Annotated in this window: 19 protein-coding genes and 1 pseudogene; 4 read left to right on the top strand and 16 right to left on the bottom strand. The window is 42.5% G+C overall.

Annotated features, from left to right (window positions below; translation table 11 throughout):
* Window positions 1-2: 2 nt before the first annotated feature.
* The 16 genes and pseudogenes from nuoL to nikR all read right to left on the bottom strand — a co-directional run bounded on the left by nuoL (window position 3) and on the right by nikR (window position 16,429).
* A complete protein-coding gene (nuoL, locus tag BKH46_RS04480) occupies window positions 3-1,868 on the bottom strand; it encodes an NADH-quinone oxidoreductase subunit L (RefSeq protein WP_095225641.1) in 1,866 nt (621 codons plus the stop codon).
* A gap of 3 nt (window positions 1,869-1,871) precedes the next feature.
* Window positions 1,872-2,174, bottom strand: a complete 303-nt coding sequence (nuoK, locus tag BKH46_RS04475) for an NADH-quinone oxidoreductase subunit NuoK (protein WP_095225640.1) — start codon at window positions 2,172-2,174, stop codon at window positions 1,872-1,874.
* On the bottom strand, window positions 2,171-2,725 hold the full coding sequence (locus BKH46_RS04470; RefSeq protein ID WP_095225639.1) for an NADH-quinone oxidoreductase subunit J: 555 nt from the start codon (window positions 2,723-2,725) through the stop codon (window positions 2,171-2,173). The genes nuoK and BKH46_RS04470 overlap by 4 nt, the downstream gene beginning before the upstream one ends.
* Window positions 2,726-2,737: 12 nt before the next feature.
* Window positions 2,738-3,319, bottom strand: a pseudogene (nuoI, locus tag BKH46_RS04465) (NADH-quinone oxidoreductase subunit NuoI); the annotation flags it as partial.
* Between the two features lie 9 nt (window positions 3,320-3,328).
* The gene (gene nuoH, locus BKH46_RS04460; RefSeq protein WP_095225637.1) at window positions 3,329-4,318 is read right to left on the bottom strand and encodes an NADH-quinone oxidoreductase subunit NuoH; all 990 of its coding nucleotides are present in this window, start codon (window positions 4,316-4,318) and stop codon (window positions 3,329-3,331) included.
* On the bottom strand, window positions 4,315-6,747 hold the full coding sequence (locus BKH46_RS04455; protein WP_095225636.1) for an NADH-quinone oxidoreductase subunit G: 2,433 nt from the start codon (window positions 6,745-6,747) through the stop codon (window positions 4,315-4,317). The genes nuoH and BKH46_RS04455 overlap by 4 nt, the downstream gene beginning before the upstream one ends.
* Entirely contained in the window at window positions 6,744-9,029 is a 2,286-nt protein-coding gene (locus BKH46_RS04450) for a 2Fe-2S iron-sulfur cluster-binding protein (protein ID WP_172402559.1), read from the bottom strand. The genes BKH46_RS04455 and BKH46_RS04450 overlap by 4 nt, the downstream gene beginning before the upstream one ends.
* Window positions 8,999-10,921 (bottom strand): FAD-dependent oxidoreductase, encoded by a 1,923-nt coding sequence (locus BKH46_RS04445; RefSeq protein ID WP_095225634.1) that lies wholly within the window; start codon window positions 10,919-10,921, stop codon window positions 8,999-9,001. The genes BKH46_RS04450 and BKH46_RS04445 overlap by 31 nt, the downstream gene beginning before the upstream one ends.
* Window position 10,922: 1 nt before the next feature.
* A complete protein-coding gene (locus BKH46_RS04440; RefSeq protein WP_095225633.1) occupies window positions 10,923-11,153 on the bottom strand; it encodes an NADH-ubiquinone oxidoreductase subunit E family protein in 231 nt (76 codons plus the stop codon).
* On the bottom strand, window positions 11,150-12,379 hold the full coding sequence (gene nuoD / locus BKH46_RS04435) for an NADH dehydrogenase (quinone) subunit D (RefSeq protein ID WP_095225632.1): 1,230 nt from the start codon (window positions 12,377-12,379) through the stop codon (window positions 11,150-11,152). Before nuoD ends, BKH46_RS04440 begins: the two co-directional genes overlap by 4 nt.
* A gap of 1 nt (window position 12,380) precedes the next feature.
* Window positions 12,381-13,175 (bottom strand): NADH-quinone oxidoreductase subunit C, encoded by a 795-nt coding sequence (locus BKH46_RS04430; protein ID WP_095225631.1) that lies wholly within the window; start codon window positions 13,173-13,175, stop codon window positions 12,381-12,383.
* A 9-nt stretch (window positions 13,176-13,184) separates the two neighbouring features.
* Window positions 13,185-13,694 (bottom strand): NADH-quinone oxidoreductase subunit B, encoded by a 510-nt coding sequence (locus tag BKH46_RS04425; protein WP_095225630.1) that lies wholly within the window; start codon window positions 13,692-13,694, stop codon window positions 13,185-13,187.
* Window positions 13,676-14,062 carry an NAD(P)H-quinone oxidoreductase subunit 3 gene (locus tag BKH46_RS04420; protein WP_095225629.1) on the bottom strand — a complete coding sequence of 129 codons (387 nt, stop codon included), beginning with the start codon at window positions 14,060-14,062 and terminating at the stop codon, window positions 13,676-13,678. Before BKH46_RS04420 ends, BKH46_RS04425 begins: the two co-directional genes overlap by 19 nt.
* Window positions 14,063-14,234: 172 nt before the next feature.
* Window positions 14,235-15,023 (bottom strand): histidinol-phosphatase, encoded by a 789-nt coding sequence (locus BKH46_RS04415; protein ID WP_095225628.1) that lies wholly within the window; start codon window positions 15,021-15,023, stop codon window positions 14,235-14,237.
* Window positions 15,020-15,988, bottom strand: a complete 969-nt coding sequence (nadD, locus tag BKH46_RS04410) for a nicotinate (nicotinamide) nucleotide adenylyltransferase (RefSeq protein WP_095225627.1) — start codon at window positions 15,986-15,988, stop codon at window positions 15,020-15,022. Before nadD ends, BKH46_RS04415 begins: the two co-directional genes overlap by 4 nt.
* Window positions 15,989-15,991: 3 nt before the next feature.
* Window positions 15,992-16,429, bottom strand: coding sequence for a nickel-responsive transcriptional regulator NikR (nikR, locus tag BKH46_RS04405; RefSeq protein WP_095225626.1), 438 nt, complete (start codon window positions 16,427-16,429; stop codon window positions 15,992-15,994).
* Between the two features lie 415 nt (window positions 16,430-16,844).
* Here nikR and exbB point away from each other — a divergent pair, with 415 nt between their 5' ends.
* From exbB to BKH46_RS04385, 4 genes are read left to right on the top strand one after another with little or no spacing between them, the layout of a single operon-like run.
* Window positions 16,845-17,267, top strand: a complete 423-nt coding sequence (gene exbB, locus BKH46_RS04400) for a TonB-system energizer ExbB (protein ID WP_095225625.1) — start codon at window positions 16,845-16,847, stop codon at window positions 17,265-17,267.
* Entirely contained in the window at window positions 17,264-17,644 is a 381-nt protein-coding gene (gene exbD, locus BKH46_RS04395; protein ID WP_095225624.1) for a TonB system transport protein ExbD, read from the top strand. The genes exbB and exbD overlap by 4 nt, the downstream gene beginning before the upstream one ends.
* Window positions 17,610-18,308: an energy transducer TonB gene (locus tag BKH46_RS04390; RefSeq protein ID WP_095225623.1), complete on the top strand. Its 699-nt coding sequence runs from the start codon at window positions 17,610-17,612 to the stop codon at window positions 18,306-18,308. Before exbD ends, BKH46_RS04390 begins: the two co-directional genes overlap by 35 nt.
* 37 nt (window positions 18,309-18,345) lie before the next feature.
* Window positions 18,346-18,984: a phosphatase PAP2 family protein gene (locus BKH46_RS04385; RefSeq protein ID WP_095225622.1), complete on the top strand. Its 639-nt coding sequence runs from the start codon at window positions 18,346-18,348 to the stop codon at window positions 18,982-18,984.
* The last annotated feature ends 170 nt before the right edge of the window (window positions 18,985-19,154 follow it).

Below are 19,154 nucleotides of genomic sequence, written 5' to 3'. Positions count from 1 at the left end.
AATTACCTCCAGAATCCAATGATTGCAAACACGAGCATCACAAAAATACCAAAGCTCATCAAGCGCAAGGAGCTTGTGAGGTTACCATTTTGGATAAATTGGAGCAGTTTGCTGAGCCAGATGAGTAGCTTACCAATGCTATCGACGCTCGCATCGATAATTTTGATTTCTACCTTTTTCCATAAAAATTCACACAAATAGCCATAAGGGGTAATCAAGACTTTTTTGTAGAGCTCAGGGATATAGTATTGGTTGGATAAAAGTCTATGCAAGAAGCCTGATTGTTTGGCTTTGAAGCCATTTTTATATTTAAAAATTGCATAGATGATGCTGATGAGTGTGATGATGGTTGTGATAGCAATCAAGATACCCACAGGGGCGTGAAAGCTTTGGATTGAAACAATGCTTTGTGTGATGAAATGGGCGAAATTTTCTTCAAAAAATCCAGCGATGATAGCTAAAAGCGCTAGAGGTGCCATTGCATAGAGCATTAAAGGTCTTGCTTCGTGGGGGTGGGCTATGGTATGGATTTTAGGGGTGAAAAATACAAGCACAATGAGTCTGAAGCTATAAAAAGCTGTCATACCCGCACCAATGAGTAGCAATAGCCATAAGATGTAATGCCCCCCGCCAAAAGCTACCTCTAAAATCTTGTCTTTTGAGAAAAATCCCGCAAAAGGATAGATACCACAAAGAGCTGCTGAAGCGATAATCATCATCACGCAAGTGACTTTAAGGGGTGTTTTGAGTGCGCCCATTTTGGTGATATCGAGTTTGTCTTCCATTGCGTGCATGATATTTCCTGCACCCAAAAATAAGAGCGACTTAAAAAATGCGTGGGTAAAAAGATGGAAAAGCGCTACCCAATAAGCCCCAATGCCTGCTGCGACAAACATATAGCCCAACTGAGAGAGCGTAGAGTAGGCAATGATCCTTTTGAGATCGCAATGAACAAGCGCCATACTCGCACCAAACACAGCCACAAAAGCCCCAAGACAAGCGATAAAATAGCCCAAGTCAGGCAAGATACTATAAAGAGGATTAGCCCTGATGACAAGATATACTCCTGCAGTTACCATTGTTGCTGCATGGATAAGTGCTGATACAGGCGTGGGACCCTCCATCGCATTAGCAAGCCAAGTGTGCAAGGGGAATTGCGCTGATTTACCCATTGCCCCGATGAAAAGCAAAATCCCGATGATATATAAATCATATTGTGGTATTTGCATATTTTGCAGCATTTCAAAGACTTCTGTGTATTTGAGCGTGCCAAATACCCAATAAATCATGATAATCCCTAGCAGCATACCCAAATCAGCGATTCGATTGATGATAAAAGCTTCGATAGAGGCGTTGTTAGCGCTATTTTTGTGATACCAAAAGCCAATCAGCAAATAAGAGCACAGCCCCACGCCCTCCCAGCCGATAAATAATCCCAAAAAATTATCACTCATCACCAAAAGCAGCATTGAAAATACAAAGCCTGAGAGATAGCTAAAATAGCGATTGTAGCCAGAGTCATTTTCCATATAGCCGATCGAATAGACATGCACGAGCAAAGACACAAGACTCACCACCAAAATCATTGTCGCTGATACACTATCAAGCATAAAGGAAAAATGGCTATTGAAATCCCCTAAAACTAGCCAGTCCATCAAAGTCAGCTCAAGACGCACGCCATGGGTTGCAGCGATGAATAAAATCACTCCAGCGCCAAAAGATATGAGTAAAAGCAAGGAATTGAAGACGCCTATATGCCCTGCTTTTGCCTTGCTCCCCCAAAAACCTGCATAGATAGCCCCAAATAAGGGAGAAAATAGCACCAAACACATCAGAAGAATATAATGAGAATCAGATAAAAAATACATATCTTAGCCTTTCATAGTGCTGAGATTATCGATATCAAGGGTTTTGTATTTCTTAAACCACATAATGACAAGCCCCAAGCCAATCGCCACTTCGCTCGCAGCAATCGCAATGACAAAAAGAGCAAAAATCTGTCCGTTCATATTGCCCATAAAATTGCCAATAGCAATCAAGCCAATGTTGAGTGCATTGAGCATGATTTCGGTAGAAAAAAACAGCATTAAAATATTTTTGCGTCTTAAAACCCCTGCTAGACCGATACAAAACATCAGTCCAGAAAGTGTCAAATAATGCCCCAAACCAATCATAATTCCTCCTTTGTTTGCTTCTCTTCAGAGGGGTAGCAGACTTTTCTGATACCCATAGCCACCCCACCTATCATCGCAGCTAAAAGCATGACAGCAGCGACTTCAAAAGGGATCAGATATTTGGTAAAAAGCACATAGCCCATCATTTCGATATTACTCATTTTATCATTGAAAGCCAAAGATGGCTCAACAGCTAGATTGCCCCAATACTCTGAGATAAAAGGCGCACCAAAAATAAGAGTCAAGATAATAGCAATACCAAAAACTAGTAAGCATAAAATTTTATTGGAGTGCTTGCGTTCGAGCACATCTTGAGTGCTATCAAAAAACATCATACCAAAAGCATACATCACGACCACAGCCCCTGCATACACAGCAATCTGAACGACCCCCATGAAGTCTGCTCCTAGTAGAAAGAAAAAAGCTGATATAAAAATCATGCCACACGCAAGTGCTGTGAGTGCGTATAGGACATTTTTAGTCGTGACTACCACAAGAAACATTGCCAAACTCAATGCTGCAAACAAATAAAAAGCTACCACAGCAAACATAAATGCCTCCTAATAATCCAAAGGGGTTTTTTTGATCTTTGTATCTGCGTCCAAGCTCACAGAGCCAAAGCCTTGAAATTCTTGTTGGGTATGGTTTTGGGCTTCTTGTGTGTCTTTCAAAAAGTCTTCTTTGCACCCAAAGTGTGCCCTTTGTTCGCTAGCGTTTTCAAACCGATCTCCCATCACAATAGCTAGCTCAGGGCAGACCTCTGCACACAGCCCACAATAGATACAGCGCCCTAAATTGATCGTGTAGTCATCAATTTTTTTTCTGCCATCTTCGCCTTTGTGTGTGATGATACGGATACAATTGCTCGTGCATATTTTTTCGCACAGCCCACAGCCAATGCAGCGCTCTTCGCCTGATTCTAAGAGTCTTTGCAGATTATGCACAGCACGATACCTAGGGCTTAAGGGGAGCTCTTCTAGGGGGTATTGCACCGTGACTTTTGGGCTAAAAAATTCTTTGAGTGTGAGTCCTAAGCCCTTGAATAAATCGAGTCCAAAAATCGTTTTTGTTGTCTTTAAAAACTTCCCTTGGGGGCTTTCAGGGCTTTTGGGGGCTTGGAACCATTTGTAGTTTTGCGTTGCCATAAGTTCCTCCTAAAGCAAGATGATAACGCCTGTGATGGCGACATTGAGTAGTGCTAGGGGCATCATGATTTTCCAGCACATCTGCATGAGTTGATCAGGCCGGACATGCGCAAAGGTCGCCCGTGCCCACATGGCTAAAAACACAAAAAAGCAGACTTTTAAGATGATAGCAATCCCTCCAGGGATAAACCATAAGGGGTTATAACCCCCTAAAAATATCAATGCAATCACAAAGCAAAACGCAAATAAATGGGCATATTCAGCCAAGAAAAACATACCCCATTTCAATCCACTATATTCAGTGGCATAGCCTGCTACAATCTCAGCTTCGTGCTCTAAGAGGTCAAAGGGCGTGCGATTGAGCTCTGCATAGCTCGCAATCAAAAATAACACAAAAGCTAGCGGCTGCTTGAATACTAGCCAATGGGTCACGCCCCCTGCTTGGTAGTCATTGATTGCAACCAAAGAAAGAGAGCCCACAAGCATTAAGGGTGCTAAAATAGTGATTGTGCTGACTACCTCAAAGCTCAAAAGCTGGATTGCAGCTCTTGCTGCCCCAATCAAAGAATACTTGCTCCCTGAAGCAAGCCCTGCTAATAAGGGCGCATAAATCCCCACAGACCCTACGGCTAAGAAAAACAAAAGCCCAACATTGATATCAGAAATAATGGGCTTGATGGTATGGCCAAAGAGTGTGAAATCGCCAAAAAACGGGATAGGAGCCATCGAGATAAAAGCACTCATCATAGCGATAATGGGGGCAAAAGTGAAGATGATTTTGTTGGCATTTTGGGGCAGGACATCTTCTTTGCTAAAAAGTTTGATCCCATCAGCAATCACTTGCAAAAGCCCCCAAGGCCCGACATAGACAGGACCTAATCGGCGCTGGAAAAAGGCCAGAACTTTCCTTTCTAAGTAAGTGGCAAATGCTCCTAAAAACGAAAAAACCAAGACTAAAACTAAGATTTTGATTAAGGTTTCAATGACAAATGCACTCATAAAGCTCCCTTCAAGGTGAGATTTTCAAAAATTTCATTTTCAAAAATATTTTGTGTATCCAAGCAAGGAGAAATCACAAAAATATCTTGCTCCAAATCATAGTCCAAATAAACGCGGCCTTTAATTTCTCGCACGCCTTTTGTGAGGGTGATGGTATCTCCTTGAGATAGCTTGAGGGTATCGAGGTTGTTTTTGGAGGTGTAGATACCGATTTGAGTTTGGAGATTGTGGCTGCTGCTTGTGATGGCGGAGAATTGTGCTTGGGGATATTTAAGATAGGCGTTGAAATCTTGGGGCGTGATTGGCTCTATGGGGGTGATGGACTGGGCTAGGGGCGCTTGATTGGGGGTGATGTGATAGCCTCTTTTGTCTTCACCACTGCGTGTATAAAAGCTATTGAGTGCATCATAGGGGATATTTTGATAGCCGAGGTCTTGGGGGAGGAGATGGGTATAATCGACCAAAGATTCTCCATAAAAACCAAAAGCCCTAGCAATATCACTGAGGTCATATCCTGTGTAGGGGAGGGCAGGCTTTAGGGGTAAGAGTTTGTATTCGAAGTTACTCAAAGTCCCCTCGAGCTGATTGAGCGCAGGAAGGATAAAATCTACATTTTCTTTTGAGCCATCTTTGGCGTTGTATTTGTCTGAATCAATGCTATAGCCGCCTTTGCAACGGATACCTACAATATCTTGGTCTGGATAGGTTTTTAGATCTGTATCGAGTGTGCAGAGTAGGGAGATCCCTACAGAATTAGTCTGAGGGGGGATAAGAATAATTTTGATTGGAGTGGTCTTTTCTAAATAAGCAAGCAGTGCAGCGATATTTTTAGCTCTTTTGTGTTTGTAAATATCTTGACCGATGAGTAAGATGGGCGCAGTAGCATTTGTGAGCATTGCAGTGAGTTTTTCATAGACTGCATATTCAAGTCCTGCTTGTTCAAATATCTCATAATAGGGTATTTCGATGGTTTCTTCAATTTTTTCTGTGATTTCTTTGGGTTCTTGGGAGTTTTCTTGAGAATTTTCTTGGGGGAGGGTTTTTTTGACCTCTTTGGTGGTGGTTTGATACAGAGTTTTTTGACTTGCATACACAGAAGATAGGGCATTATCGGGATTAACTCCTAGGGCTGTGAGTATCATAGCTAGCATGATTTCATCAGCTTTTGGGGCATAAGCAATGCTGAAGACGCTTCTACTGAGCTTTGTAATCAGAGTGTCTTTGATGGGGTGGGCATAGATGAGAGAAGTGTTTTTGTTGAGCTTGAGTGCGTTGTTGATAGCATAGCGTACCAAGGGATTTTCTGTCTTGACTCCACAACCAAGTGTGATGATGAGGTCCGAGCTTTTGATATGTGTGAGATCATAAGTCTGTTTTTGCCCTAAAATGCGTGCAAATTCTTGAAAAAGTCTGGTTTCTTCGCAATAAAGCTTAAAGCCCAATTTTTGGCGCAAGCCCTCAATGAGATAGGCTTCTTCATTGGTGAGATCCCCACCAATGCGGACAGCTTTAGCGTTTTTGATTGCATTGATAGCTTCTGTGATATTGGAGCTGCCTTGCGTGCTTGAACTGACATCAAACACAAAGCGGCCTGCCCCACATATGGGGTTGTGATTGAAATTATTACTCACGCGATAGATTTTCTTTGCTTCTCCGGCAATATCTTGATGTCTGACTTCATAGGAAATAAAGCAGCCAGCAGGGCAGTGCTGGCAAGTGGAGGGGATTTTTTGGAGTTCCCACGCATTAGCTGTGTAACTGAAATCTTTATAGCCCAATGCCCCCACAGGGCATACTGAAATGCACTCACCACAATCCAAACAAGGATTATCCCCGATATAGCCAATCAAGGCCTTTTGTTTCCTGCTCCATACGCTATAGGGGTCTTTAGGCATATCATCTTTGAATTTATCGGGGGCGTGTAGGTCTGTTTTGATGGCTTTGAGATTATTATCCCCGATATTGTCCTTACAAGTGGTCACACAACGTTCGCACATGATACATAGATTGGGGTCATAAAGGGTTTGCGCCCAAGTTTTGGCTTCTTTGTCATCATCTTGCACGTTAAAGGGTTGGACATTGACACGCATTTTTAAGGTAAGGTCTTGGAGCTCGCACTCGCCGCTTTTATCGCAGACACCGCACTCTAAAGGGTGGTTTACGCCATAAGTTTGCATGATAGCTTTGCGTTCGCTCAATATTTCAGGAGTTTGGGTGAGGATAGTGGCGTTTTCTTTGACTTTGGTGTTGCAAGTGTAAATGCGTTTGCCGTCCATCTCAGCCATACACATTTTGCACGCAACCGTGGGCGAACAGCCTGTGAGATAGCAGATTGCTGGGATATAGATATTGTTACTTCTAGCAGCTTCAAGGACGCTTTGCCCCTCATGGCATTGGATTTCTTGATGGTTTATTTTTATCTTGATCATAACAGCTCCAAAGGTTTGGGAGTGATTTTTTCATAGGGATAATTGTGTGTTGTGATAAAAAATTTTGCACTTTCAAAAATTGCTACCATTCCCTTGAGATAGTCTTGCTCGATAAATTCGCAGACAAAGGTCTTGTGATGGAGCTTGAAAGATATTTTTTGATGGGAGGTGAGTTTGTTGGCAATTTTGAATTGATGGGAACCGAATATTTTTGGTGTTTCAAGGGTGAAAAAATTCCCCGAAAGCTCGGGGATATAGAGAATAGAGCCGTTGGATTCAGGGAGGGAGTCGATGGGTGTGAGGGTGATGGGCGTATCTGTGGTGCAAGGGATCAAGTCAAGATCATACCCACGGAAAGCAGTGCCATTTTTATCAAAATGATTGAGTAGGTCATCATAGGCGATATTTTTGAATCCTTTGTGTGTGGGGAGCTTGTGTGTGAGTTCAATGAGATAAGTTTCTTTGAGTCCAAAGTGTTGGGCGATATCACAAAGATCATAGCCCTCATAAGGGAGAGATGGCACAAGAGGCAAGAGAGCGTAGTCTGTATTGACAAAACTGCCCTCAATTTGTGTGAGTGCAGGGAGTGTGTAGTGGCTTGTGGGGGCAAAATCAGGATTGTCTTTATAGGCAATGTCATCATAGACAGGATTGAGAGCATACTCACCTCTTTCTCTATAGCCTATCACGCCCTCTTGTTTGTTGCTATCTTCACAGAGCTTGCAGATAAGCGAGATACCAACGGCATTGCCCGATGGGGAGAGGGTGATGATTTTGAGCGGGCTGTGCTTTTCGATAAGACCGAGCATATAAGCGATTTCTTGGCTGTGTGCGTGGTAGAATAATTCAGAGCCCACTAGCAAAATAGGGTTTTTTGCTTCTTTGAGTGTTTGTGCTAGTGCGTTGATTTCTTCTTCGCCCACATTAGATTCAGAGCTCAGATAGCCAATATCGAGATTTTGGATAAAAGCAGAGTCTTTGGTGTCTAAAACCTCGACTGGCACAAGCTTAGCTAACATCAAGGCGACCACGCCTAGTTCGGTATTGACTTCATATTGGATATGCTGGTGTTTTTTTAGGCGCATATCAGGAATAGGGTGCAAGTAAATGTATTGAGTGTTTTGGGTTGTGATGGCCTTGCTAATTTGGCTTTTAAGCACAGGCATTGTATCAAAAATAAAGCTTGCGATACTGATACAGACATCGGCATTTTTGAGTAGGTCTTTTGTCCGATATATGGGGGATTGAGAGGTTGATTTGAGTCGATGGGTGAAGTGATGGTAAACTCTAGCTTCTTCACAATACAGCTCAAGCCCTAGCTTATCTTGCAGCAAGCTAAGAATCAGGGCTTCTTCGTTGGTAGTTTGTGTGCCTATACGGATAGCTTTAGCGTTTTTGAACGCATCGATTGCGCTTTTTAAGGCATTGTCGTCTTTATATGCAGTGGGTGCGTGGGCGAAATGGTGTCTGCCTGAGTGGCAGAGTTGGGTAAATTCCATTTGTGTCGTGCTCCTATAGATTTTTTTATTTTGATTGAGATGGGTCGTTTGCTGAGTGCTTTTGACTTCATAGACAATATAGCACCCCAGCGCACAATTTGTGCAGCTGCTTGCAGTTTTTTCTAGTTCCCAAGCATTGGATTTGTATTGAAATCTCTGTGAAATCATCGCCCCTGTAGGGCAGACACTCACGCATTCATCGCAGTCTTCGCAGTAATTTTGGGCATTGATACCGATTTTTGAGTGATAGCCTCCGGTGATGACTTTGAGGTAGTTATTGCCAACAATTTGGTTGCAAGTCCTCGCACAGCGCTCACACAAGATACACAAGCTTTCATCATAGATTTTGTTTTGAAACACTAAGAGTTCATCTTCTCTTTGTTCTGCGCTGAAAGTCTGGAGGGGGATTTTGGTTTCTAGGACTTTGTCTTGGAGCTCGCACTCGCCGCTTTTATCACAAACGCCGCACTCTAGGGGGTGGTTGATACATAGAAATTGCATGATTTCTTGGCGATATTTTTGGAGTTTTGGGGTATGGGTATGGACTCTGATATTAGGGCGTGCAGGGCTTTTGCAAGAGGCAATGATATTGCCATTGTCTTCTTCGACCACACACATTCTGCAAGCCCCCACTGGCGCGAGCTTAGGCAGATGGCATAAGGTGGGTATATAGATATGGTGTTTTCTTGCTACTTCAAGGATACTCTCCCCTGGGAGAAAAGATAATTTTTGATCATTGATATAGATTTCCATCACACCACCGCCATAGCGATATAATAGCATCGCATACATCTTTGGGCTTCTTGGAGTGCTTCTTGATTGCTAAGACCTGCATTGACTTCAAGAAAGCTATTTTTTCTTTCTTGAGGGGGAGCTTTTTTGCTTTCTGTGCGTAAAATACCTCCCAGCCAGCCTGACACACTCTCATTAGCATCAAAAACACCGATTTTTTTCAAAAAATCTTCCATTTTTTCCTCATCACTCAAACACACTTCTTGTGTTTGGATCCAACGTTTGATGACACTAGCAACGCGCTTGCCTTGCCCTACAGCATTGACAATAGTCAAAGGCCCGCTCACGCAATCCCCACAGGCAAATACGCCTTTTTGGTTGGTTTGAAAAGTGCCTTCTTGTGTTTGTATGCCCCCTTTTTTGTTTGTTTGTATGCCCCATTGCTTGGGGAGATAGGAGAGGTCGGGGGTTTGGGAGATAGCAGGGATAAGGATATCACAAGGGAGCTTGGTGCTTTTGCCCTCAATTTTAATCAATTCTCCTTTGGGCGCAGCGGGGCTTTTTTTGAGCTCAAAGTTTGAGATTTCTACAGCTGTGATACGCCCATCTTGTGCATATATTTGCTCAATCGCAGCAAGAAATTCAAAACGCACGCCCTCTTCTAGGCTCTCGTGGTATTCTTCGTGGGAAGTGTTTTTGATGAGATTGGCTTCATCGCGCCGATAAAGCATTGTGACAGATTTTGCCCCCAATCTCACAGCACAGCGCACAACATCCATCGAAGTAAATCCTCCACCGACGCAGATGACATCTTTGCCTTTGATATCAGGAAGTGTGCCGATGTTAAATTTTTGTGCAAGATTGATAGTATCCATCAAGGCAATCGCAGGGATATAGCCCTGTAAATGGGGGTCTTCACTAGCAATCCCGAGTGTCTTAGAGATTCTAGCCCCAGTAGCTAGAACGATGGCTTGATAGTCTTTTTGGAGCGCTAGCATTGAAGCAGAATCCATAGGGCTATTGGTATAAAAGCATACGCCAAGGGTTTTGAGCATATCAATATCGTGATTGTAATGGGTAATGGGCATTCGATAATCAGGGACTCCCACAGCCACTTCGCCCCCTAAAACAGGCAGCGCTTCAAACACATCGACACGCACTCCCTCTAAAGCCAGATAATACGCCGCGCTCAAGCCCCCCGGCCCTGCCCCTATGATGGCTACTTTTGTATCTGCGTTGATGGGCTTTGGCGTTTTGGGGTGTTGATAGGGCAAGTGCATATTGTATTCATAATCAGCCCCAATGCGTTTGAGTTCCATAATGCTGATGGGTTCATCTAAGATAGAGCGGCGGCAAGCGCTTTCACAAGGGTGGGGGCATACTCTCCCACACACTTGGGCTAAAGGCATAGAGCCTCTGGTTGCTTGCAGAGAATCAGTAAAAAGCATATCCCGCACACCCTCGATATAAGCAGGGATATTGACATGAGAGGGGCAGGCGTCTGTGCAAGGTGCAGTGATTTTGGGGATATAGCACTGATGGGATTTGAATAAGGAGGGTTGGGTAAAAATCTCTCTTCTTGTTTGGAGCATTTGTATGATGGGTTTGGGCGTTGTCTTGCCAATTTCGCATTTGCTTGTAGCCATCATCAGCTCGCACACCTCTTGGAGTTTGATGAGATCATCAGATGGAGATTGGGGATTATTTTGGATCGATTCAAGGAGCTCATAAAGAACCCTGCCCCCATATTTTCCTGGTGTGCATCGCCCACAAGCTTGGGAATAGCACTGATATTGGTAGGCATAGTTTTTGAGCATATCTAAAATATCTGTATTTTCATCTAACAGCACGACCCCGTCCCAGCCAATAAATGCTTTGAGCGTATCATTTGCTACTTGTTTTGGGAAGTCTTGAGGGGGTAGTGCGTAGGGAAAAGGGTGCATTTTAACTCCTTTTTTTTACCACAAGTGTCCAGTCTACTTGATTGAATCGGATAGAATTCATCAGCTCATCACCACGATTTTTGATAAATTCTGCACTTTTGGGGATATTTTCAAATGCTCCCACTTCAAAAAGAAATATCCCCACCTCGCCATTTTGCAGGTCTGTGTCGATGATTTCACCCATACGCGTATAAAAATCGCTTTTGAGATGGCGCAAATCAAATCTTTTCATCGATCCACCTCCCCAAACACAGCGTTCGTAGAGCCAATAATCGTGATAGCATCGGCTAGATAATGCCCTACAAGCAAATCTTGCAATGCCCCCACATGATAGAAGCTAGGGGCTTTGATCTTGACACGATGGGGATAAGGAGCGCCCTCAGAGTGGATAAAAAACCCTAACTCGCCTTTGGGGGATTCTGTAGGGGCGTATACCTCGCCTTTAGGGGGGCGCATTCCTTGGGTAACAAGGACAAAATGCTGCATCAATGCATAGTTTTGTGTCATGATATCTTCTTTGGGGGCAGAGATATAATCAGGGGCTTTTGCCATCAGCTCGCTTGTGGTTTGCGGATAGAGTTTGATGAGTTGTTGCAAAATCTTAATCGACTCTCTGATTTCTAGCATATACAGCCGATATCTGCCATAGCAGTCCCCGCTATCAGTGATAGGGATATCAAAATCTAGCTCAGAATAAAGCTCATAAGGCTCTTCTTTGCGGATATCATAAGCTATCCCTGTTGCACGCAGCATAATCCCGCTCATACCCCAATCCCTTGCCATTTCTTGTGAGATTGTCCCGACATTTTCAAGCCGCGCTTTCCAAATGCGATTTCCATCAAGCAAGCCCTCAATCAAATTAATGGTTTCATATGTTTCTTGGATAAATTTTTGCAGATGCGCACACCATTGAGAGGGGAGATCTAAAGGCACGCCCCCAATGCGTATTGCATTGTGCGTGAGTCGCGCACCACAATACTCTTCCATCAGATCCAGTCCATATTCTCGAGTCTTAAAACAATACAAAAACATCGATAATGCCCCCACATCCATAGCGTGCACACCGATAAAAAATATATGCGAGATGATACGATTGAGCTCTAAAATCATTGTGCGGATTACTTGTGCTCTGCACGGGATTTCTATGTCTAAAAGCGTTTCTACAGCGTGGGCAAAGGCATAGTTGTTGCTCGCTGCAGCCGTGTAGTCAAGTCGGTCGGTTGTGGGCATGAATTCATTATAAATCATATTTTCAGCTAGTTTTTCGATCCCACGATGTAAGTAGCCAATATCAGGCGTTGCTTTGATAATTTTTTCACCATCAAGTTCAAGTATCAAGCGCAGCTGGCCGTGTGATGAGGGGTGTTGGGGGCCAAAGTTGATAATCATTTTGCTGTCATCTTGCTCAAATATGATGTTTTCAAATTGTGGTTTGAGTTTGGTGTAGGTTTGCAACATTTCAACGCCTTTCTTTGAGCATTTTGGGCTCTTTTACATTGAGATTTTTGACAAACAATGCTCGATTATGTTTGGAATCATCGAGTCCAAGCGGCTCTTGCGTGCCTTTTTGCTTTTCTTGACCGATTCTAGCGAAGTTAAATGTGTCTTTTTCATCAACACGAGCACTATCTCTTTGTTCAGGTCCGATGATATCGCGATATTCTTTGCCAAAGATTTTATCGACTTCATACCAAGCAGCGTTTTCATCGCCCTTGAGGGGGTAGGATTTCAAAAGAGGGTGTCCGACCCAATCTTGAGGCATTAAGATACGATTGAGATGGGGGTGACCATCAAAGATAATGCCAAACATATCATAAGCCTCCCGCTCACTCCATAGCGCACAGCGATAAAGACTGCTGATTGATGGGAGGTGTGTATCTGGCTTGAGGTAGCATTTGAGGCGTATGCGTCTTTTGTCTGCATAGTTGGGATATGTGGAGAGGAATTGATAAAACATCTCAAAACGCCCATCAATAGCGAGCATATCAATCGCACTCATTTCACTCAAGATATCATAACCCAAGGCTTTCAGCCTTTGGGCGATAGGGAGGAGGTCAGATGTTTCAATCCAAAACACTCCTGTTGTGTGCTCAAGATAAGCAGAGATGGGGTATCCATAGGAGAGGTGGTTGTAGATCACTTCATAAGGCGTCCCCCAAAGAGGTGTTTTGGGGGTTTGCTGGGGTTGGTAAAATTTGTCTGTATGATAGACTTTTTTTTGGATATCCAAACCTGTTTTTTGTTGCCTTACCATAGAGTTCCTTTATATCAGACGTTTGGGAGGGGTTTTATGAAAAGCCTTTTGCTTGCGTATCTTTTTTTGCAATACCATCAGGGCGTATTGGAGCGTTTCAGGGCGCGGGGCACAGCCAGGGAGATAGATATCTACAGGTATGATCCGATCCACCCCTTGCACCGTGGCATAGGTATTAAACATTCCACCTGTGTTTGCACAACTTCCCATAGAAATCACCCATTTTGGCTCAGGCATTTGGTCATAAAGCCGTCGTGTGAATTCAGCGTGCTTTTTGGTCACAGTCCCTGCGATAATCATCACATCAGATTGTCTTGGAGAAGCGCGAAATATCGTTCCAAAGCGATCAAAATCAAATCGCGATCCCCCTGTAGCCATCATCTCAATCGCGCAACACGCCAGCCCATAAGTCAGCGGCCACAAAGAGTTACTTCTCCCCCAGTTTAGGAGGTTATCGATAGTAGTCAGAGCAATAGGCAGACCAGAATTTTTGAGATAACTCACTTGATGCTTTGCCACGATAAAGCCCCCCTTTTCCAAGCATAGATAAAGCCAATGGCTAAAAATGCTATAAAGCTCAACATCTCAACAAAGCCAAAAATTCCTAGACTTTTAAAAATCACTGCCCAAGGAAACATAAAAATAATTTCAATATCAAAAAGAATAAACAGCATTGCCATCACATAGAATTGATGGGAGATTTTGTTGGCTTGTTTGATGGGTAAAGGGCCACATTCATAGGCTGAAAGTTTGAGTTTTTCGTTCCTTTTATCTGCCATTTTTCTGCTTAAAAAACGTTGGATTCTCAAAGTGGTATTGAAAGCAAGGAAAGTGAAAATAAAGAGTATGAAAACACCGAAGTAGGGATGCATCAACATAGGTTCCATCTTTTACCGTTCCTGTTGTGGTTTTAGAAGTTGTAATTCGTTGGTGGTATTGTATTGCTAAAATGATTAAAAGTAGAAAAAAAATTTGTTATCTTGGATAAAAAACTATTTTTGTTACAAATCTAAACACTAAAGTTATTTAAAATGTTGAACGAATTCTTGAGATTTTTTCTCAAAATGGTGTGTAGTGGGGTATTTTGTCTTTGAAAAATACAGCTTGTTTGTAGCCGATTTTTTGCGCAATTTGCACACAATCATCATAGCCAAAGCCGACTTGATCCAAACTATGGGCGTCGCTTCCAAAGGTAATGGGGAGGTCGATTTTGTGCGCATATTGGAGGATTTCAAAGCTAGGATATTGCTCTTTGATGGGCTTTCTTAAGCCTGCGGCGTTGATTTCAAGTGCCATGTGATTGTCTTTGATGGCTTGGAGTGTTTTTTGGATATGCGGGGTCATATCCAAAGGGGGGCGATGGCCAAAGATTTTGAGTAAATCAAAATGCCCCACAACCTGAAAATACCCACTCTGTGCCATATTTTCTATGGCTTTGAGATATTGTTCCCAGCAGTCTTTGAGATCTCTTTGTGCGTATTGGGCTATGAACTCAGGATTATCAAACCCCCAAGTGTCTAAAAAATGCACAGAACCAATGAGATAATCACAAGGGCAGTCCAAAACACTGGGTTCTAGGAGGTCTTGTTTGCCATTGATAAAATCAACTTCAAGCCCTAAAAGAATCTGAATTTGGTCTTGATAGGTCTTTTGGGCTTGCGTGATGAGCTGGCAATATAAGGGGAGTTCTGTGAGGTGCATTCTGTATTTGGGGTCAAAATCCATGGGTGCGTGGCAAGAGAATCCATAAATATCGATCCCCAATTCAATGGCTTTGAGGATATAGGCGTCGATAGAGCCTTGTGCGTGGTGGCATAGAGTGGTGTGGTTGTGGAGATCTATTCTCATAGTGGGTGGGAGGCTTTTGCTTGTGAGGGGTTTTGGGCCAATAACTGGGACAAAAACTCTTCGAGATTGAATTTTCTCCGATGGTTTTGTGTAAAAATATGGATCATCACATCGCCCAAATCAGCAATCAGCCAATCCTCGCTCTCTTCATCGGTGCTGTAAAATACCTCGCCTTCAGCCTTAAGCTCAGTTTTTAGCATATCAAGCAAGGAGTAAGAATGTTTCCCTGCCATTGCGGTGGTGATGATGACATAATCGACAATGTAGTCTTTGTCTTTGAGGTCAAAAACTTCAATATCTTGTGCCTTTTTTGCATCCAGCAAGTCAATGATATGCTGGATTCTTTGGTTGATTTTAGGTGTTTGTGTTGGTGTCAATGGCGATCTCCTTAGGTGGGTTGATGGTTGGGTATGGTATGCATAGATGACTTGTGATCGGATCTTTTCAGGCAGATTTTCAGGGAGTTTTTTGGCATAAAGACTTTTTCTGATTTCGCTTGAAGAGATTTTGTATGTGAGGTTTGGGAGCGAGAGGGTTTGCTGGTCTTTTGGGGATTGTTCTTGGTAGCCCTCGCGCTCAATGATGATAAATTCTACTAGATTTTGGAGCTTTTGGTATTGGTGCCATTTGTGTAAATGGGGGATATTGTCTTCACCGATGATGAAGTAAATTTTTTTGGGTGCGAACTTTTTTTGGATTTCTAGGACACTTTGTATGCTAGGAATCGGCTTTTTTTGTGTGATTTCCATATCGCTCACGATGACTTTAGGCAAATGGGAGCATAGCTCACACATCCACGCATAACGCTCTTGGGCTTGAAACAAACAAGGGTTTTTAAAAGGATTTTGATAGGCCACAATGACAATGAGTTTATCGATAGGGACTTTTAAGAGCACAGTCTGGATAATTTGGATATGGGCGATATGGGGAGGGTCGAAACTCCCCCCGTAAATGGCTATATTCATCAGTTATTTGTCTTTATCAAAGCTTGAAGCCTTAGTCAGTTTGGCAAATTTCACACCCCGCAAGCCCCCTATTTCTAGGCTCAATCTCTGGATATCAAGGGGGTGACCTTTGAGAATAATGGTTTCAAGGCAATTGCAATCATCGATATGGACGTGGGTATTGCATAAAATCGTTGTCGTGCTATGGTGTTGGACATCGATCATTCTTTGATTGAGCTCTCTTTGGTGGTGGTCATAGATGATGACTAAAACAGCGATCCCTGCATCGAGTGTTTGATTTTCCCAGCCATCTTCTACAAGCCTTTCACGGATCATATCTCGCACTAGCTCTGAGCGAGAGGAGTAGCCATTTTTGATGATTTGGTTATCGAGCTCATCGAGCAAATTTTGTTGTAAAGATACCGAAAATCTTATCGTAGGGTCTAAATCTTTTGTGTGCATACTTGCTGTCTTTGTCTGATGGAATTTAGTCTATTTAAAGTCTTGGGGCTATTTTATCAAAGTTTGTCTGAAAATCAAACAAGATTTTGCATACAAATGGAGCGGTGATAGTGGGCTAAAAATAATGGTTTTTGTGTTGTTTTGTTGGATTTTGAGAGGGGTTGGATCTGAGCAAACAGCATAAAATAGTATAAAAAGGATAAAAATTATTATTTGTAATATTGACAACTATTATTAAAGTGATATAATAAAACATTGAATTTTATATCAATCATTATATAATAATGCCTGAATAATGCTTGATTCTCTGCATAGTGGGCTTGGTCAAGAGTTTGGACTTGTTTGACTAAGGCTTGCTAAAGGAGCTTTCAGATAGGGTTTAGGCGATCAAAATACAGAGGAGTTTGGAGCAAAAATGGAGTTTTTAAAATCACAAATCGATCATTTGGTGTTTATAGTCTTGGGGTTTATGAGCTTTTTGGCTATTTGGTTTACGATAGAGCGCATTTTGTTTTATTGGCGGGTAGATGTGAGTCAATACAAAGATGTTGATGTGCTAGAGATGGATTTGACCAAAAACCTCACCACACTCTATATTATCTATTCTAATGCCCCATATGTAGGACTTTTGGGGACTGTTATTGGAATCATGATTACCTTTTATGATATGGGTATGAGTGGAGGAATGGACGCTAAGACAATTATGGTGGGTCTGTCTTTAGCCCTGAAAGCTACAGCGCTAGGCTTGGTGGTGGCTATTCCAACACTGATGATTTATAATGCATTGTTGCGGAAGGCTGATGTGATTGCAAATCGTTATAAGGCACTGAAAAAATGAAAATAAAAAAAGGTGAGGGCTTAAATATTGTCCCCTTTATTGATATTATGCTAGTGTTGCTAGCAATTGTTTTGAGTATTTCTACTTTTATCGCACAGGGCAAAATCTCTATTGATTTGCCTGAGGCAAACTCTGCACAAAAACAAAATGATGACAAAAAAGTATCCATCGTTGTCGATGCCCAAAATCAAATCTATGTCGATGATAAGCCCACCACACTAGAAGAGCTCAAATCTTTGGTGGATAGCACGGATGCTAAGACACTCATTGAGCTCAAGAGTGATAAAGATTCAAAATTTGAGACTTTTGTAAAGATTATAGATTTACTGAAAGAAAAGAATCATGAAAATTTTGCAATATCTACAAAAACAAATTAAATCTCCCTCTAAAATGGGATTTTTGATTTCTGCTGCGATCCATTTGGTAGCGATTGCCTTGATTTTTGGATCGCTCAAGAGTATGGAAGTCAAGCAAAACGGAGTCAATCAAGTCACGATGAGTTTGGCAAGTATTGACACCTCTGCAGTGCAAAAGACGCATTCAACAGCTGCTCCCAAGCCAAAGACCAAACCAAAACCCAAGCCAAAACCAAAACCCACACCCAAAAAGCCTGCTCCTAAACCTGTCAAAGAAGAGCCTGAAGTCAAGCCCGAAGAAGATGTCAAAGAAGTCAGTCAGCAAGATACTCCTGATGAAAAGCAAGAAGCCTCTAACACCACTTCAGAGGGGGCGCAAGCTGAGGCTTTAGCTTATAATGAGGGTGTGAGTGATGAATTTTTAGCTAAAATCCAATCAGCTATCAGTAAGAAAAATAAATACCCTAGAATCGCTAGAATTAGGGGCTTAGAGGGCGAAGTAATCATTGAATTTATACTCAATGAAGATGGCAGTATGCAAGGACTAAAAATTATTCAAAGCACTGCAGGTGATATACTCAATGACAACGCGCTCAAGGCTGTGCTGAGTGCTTCTAAAGACTTTCCATTACCCAAACAACGCGTTAGAATCAAAATCCCTATCGCTTATACATTGCGATCTTGATTTGTGTCTGTAAATTTGCTCGATAAGGAGGGTTTTGATGGCTAAAAAATCTTATGTATTGCTAGGGATTAGTGGCGTGCTGTTGGTGTTATTTTTATGGGAGATGGCTGCAGTTTTTGGTGGGGCTACTTGGGTGGGGCTGCTAGATACTTCTGTGATAGCCTCTGTCCGAGGGGGTATGGACCCATTAAAGACATCGATTTTAAAGCTACTCACACATCTTGGCTCAACAAAGCTGATATTGGTGATGACTCTTTTGGTAGTGGGGGGATTGTTTTATCGACGTAGATTTCTTTTGGGTGCGTGGTTTGGCGGGAGTATGGTGATTGGAGGGGTGCTGCTTAAGGCCTTAAAAGAAATAATCCATCGCCCGCGCCCGCCTGCGTATGAGTGGCTCATTGAAGCTTCTGGCTATAGCTATCCCTCTGGGCACTCATTGGGCTCAGCTCTTTTTTATGGATTGATTGGCTTGCTTTTTGTTGTGATGGGTTCGCAAAAAATATGGCTGAAGGTGCTTGTGGGGCTTTTGTGTTTGTTGTTTATTTTGCTGATGATGTATGCTCGTGTTTATTTGGGTGTGCATTTCCCTACTGATGTTTTGGGAGGATTTTTGCTCGGAGGATTTTTGTGCTTTTTATCTCTTGGGCTGTATGGATTGTTTTTTAAGACCTCTTGACTCTCAAAGCTGCTATTAAGCCCTCTATAAGGCTTGGGAGGGCTTAGGCGCGATGGCAGTGGGGTGTTTGGGTTATATAGGTTTTAGGGGGATCTTTTTATCTTGCTTGAAAAATTTTAATTTTTATGTGAATTTAGATACAATTTATGCAAAATAGATTTATGAAGAAG

The organism is Helicobacter sp. 12S02634-8 (genome assembly GCF_002272865.1).
In the GTDB taxonomy this organism is placed as follows: Bacteria; Campylobacterota; Campylobacteria; order Campylobacterales; family Helicobacteraceae; genus Helicobacter_J.
This window is presented reverse-complemented; position numbering and strand designations above follow the sequence as displayed.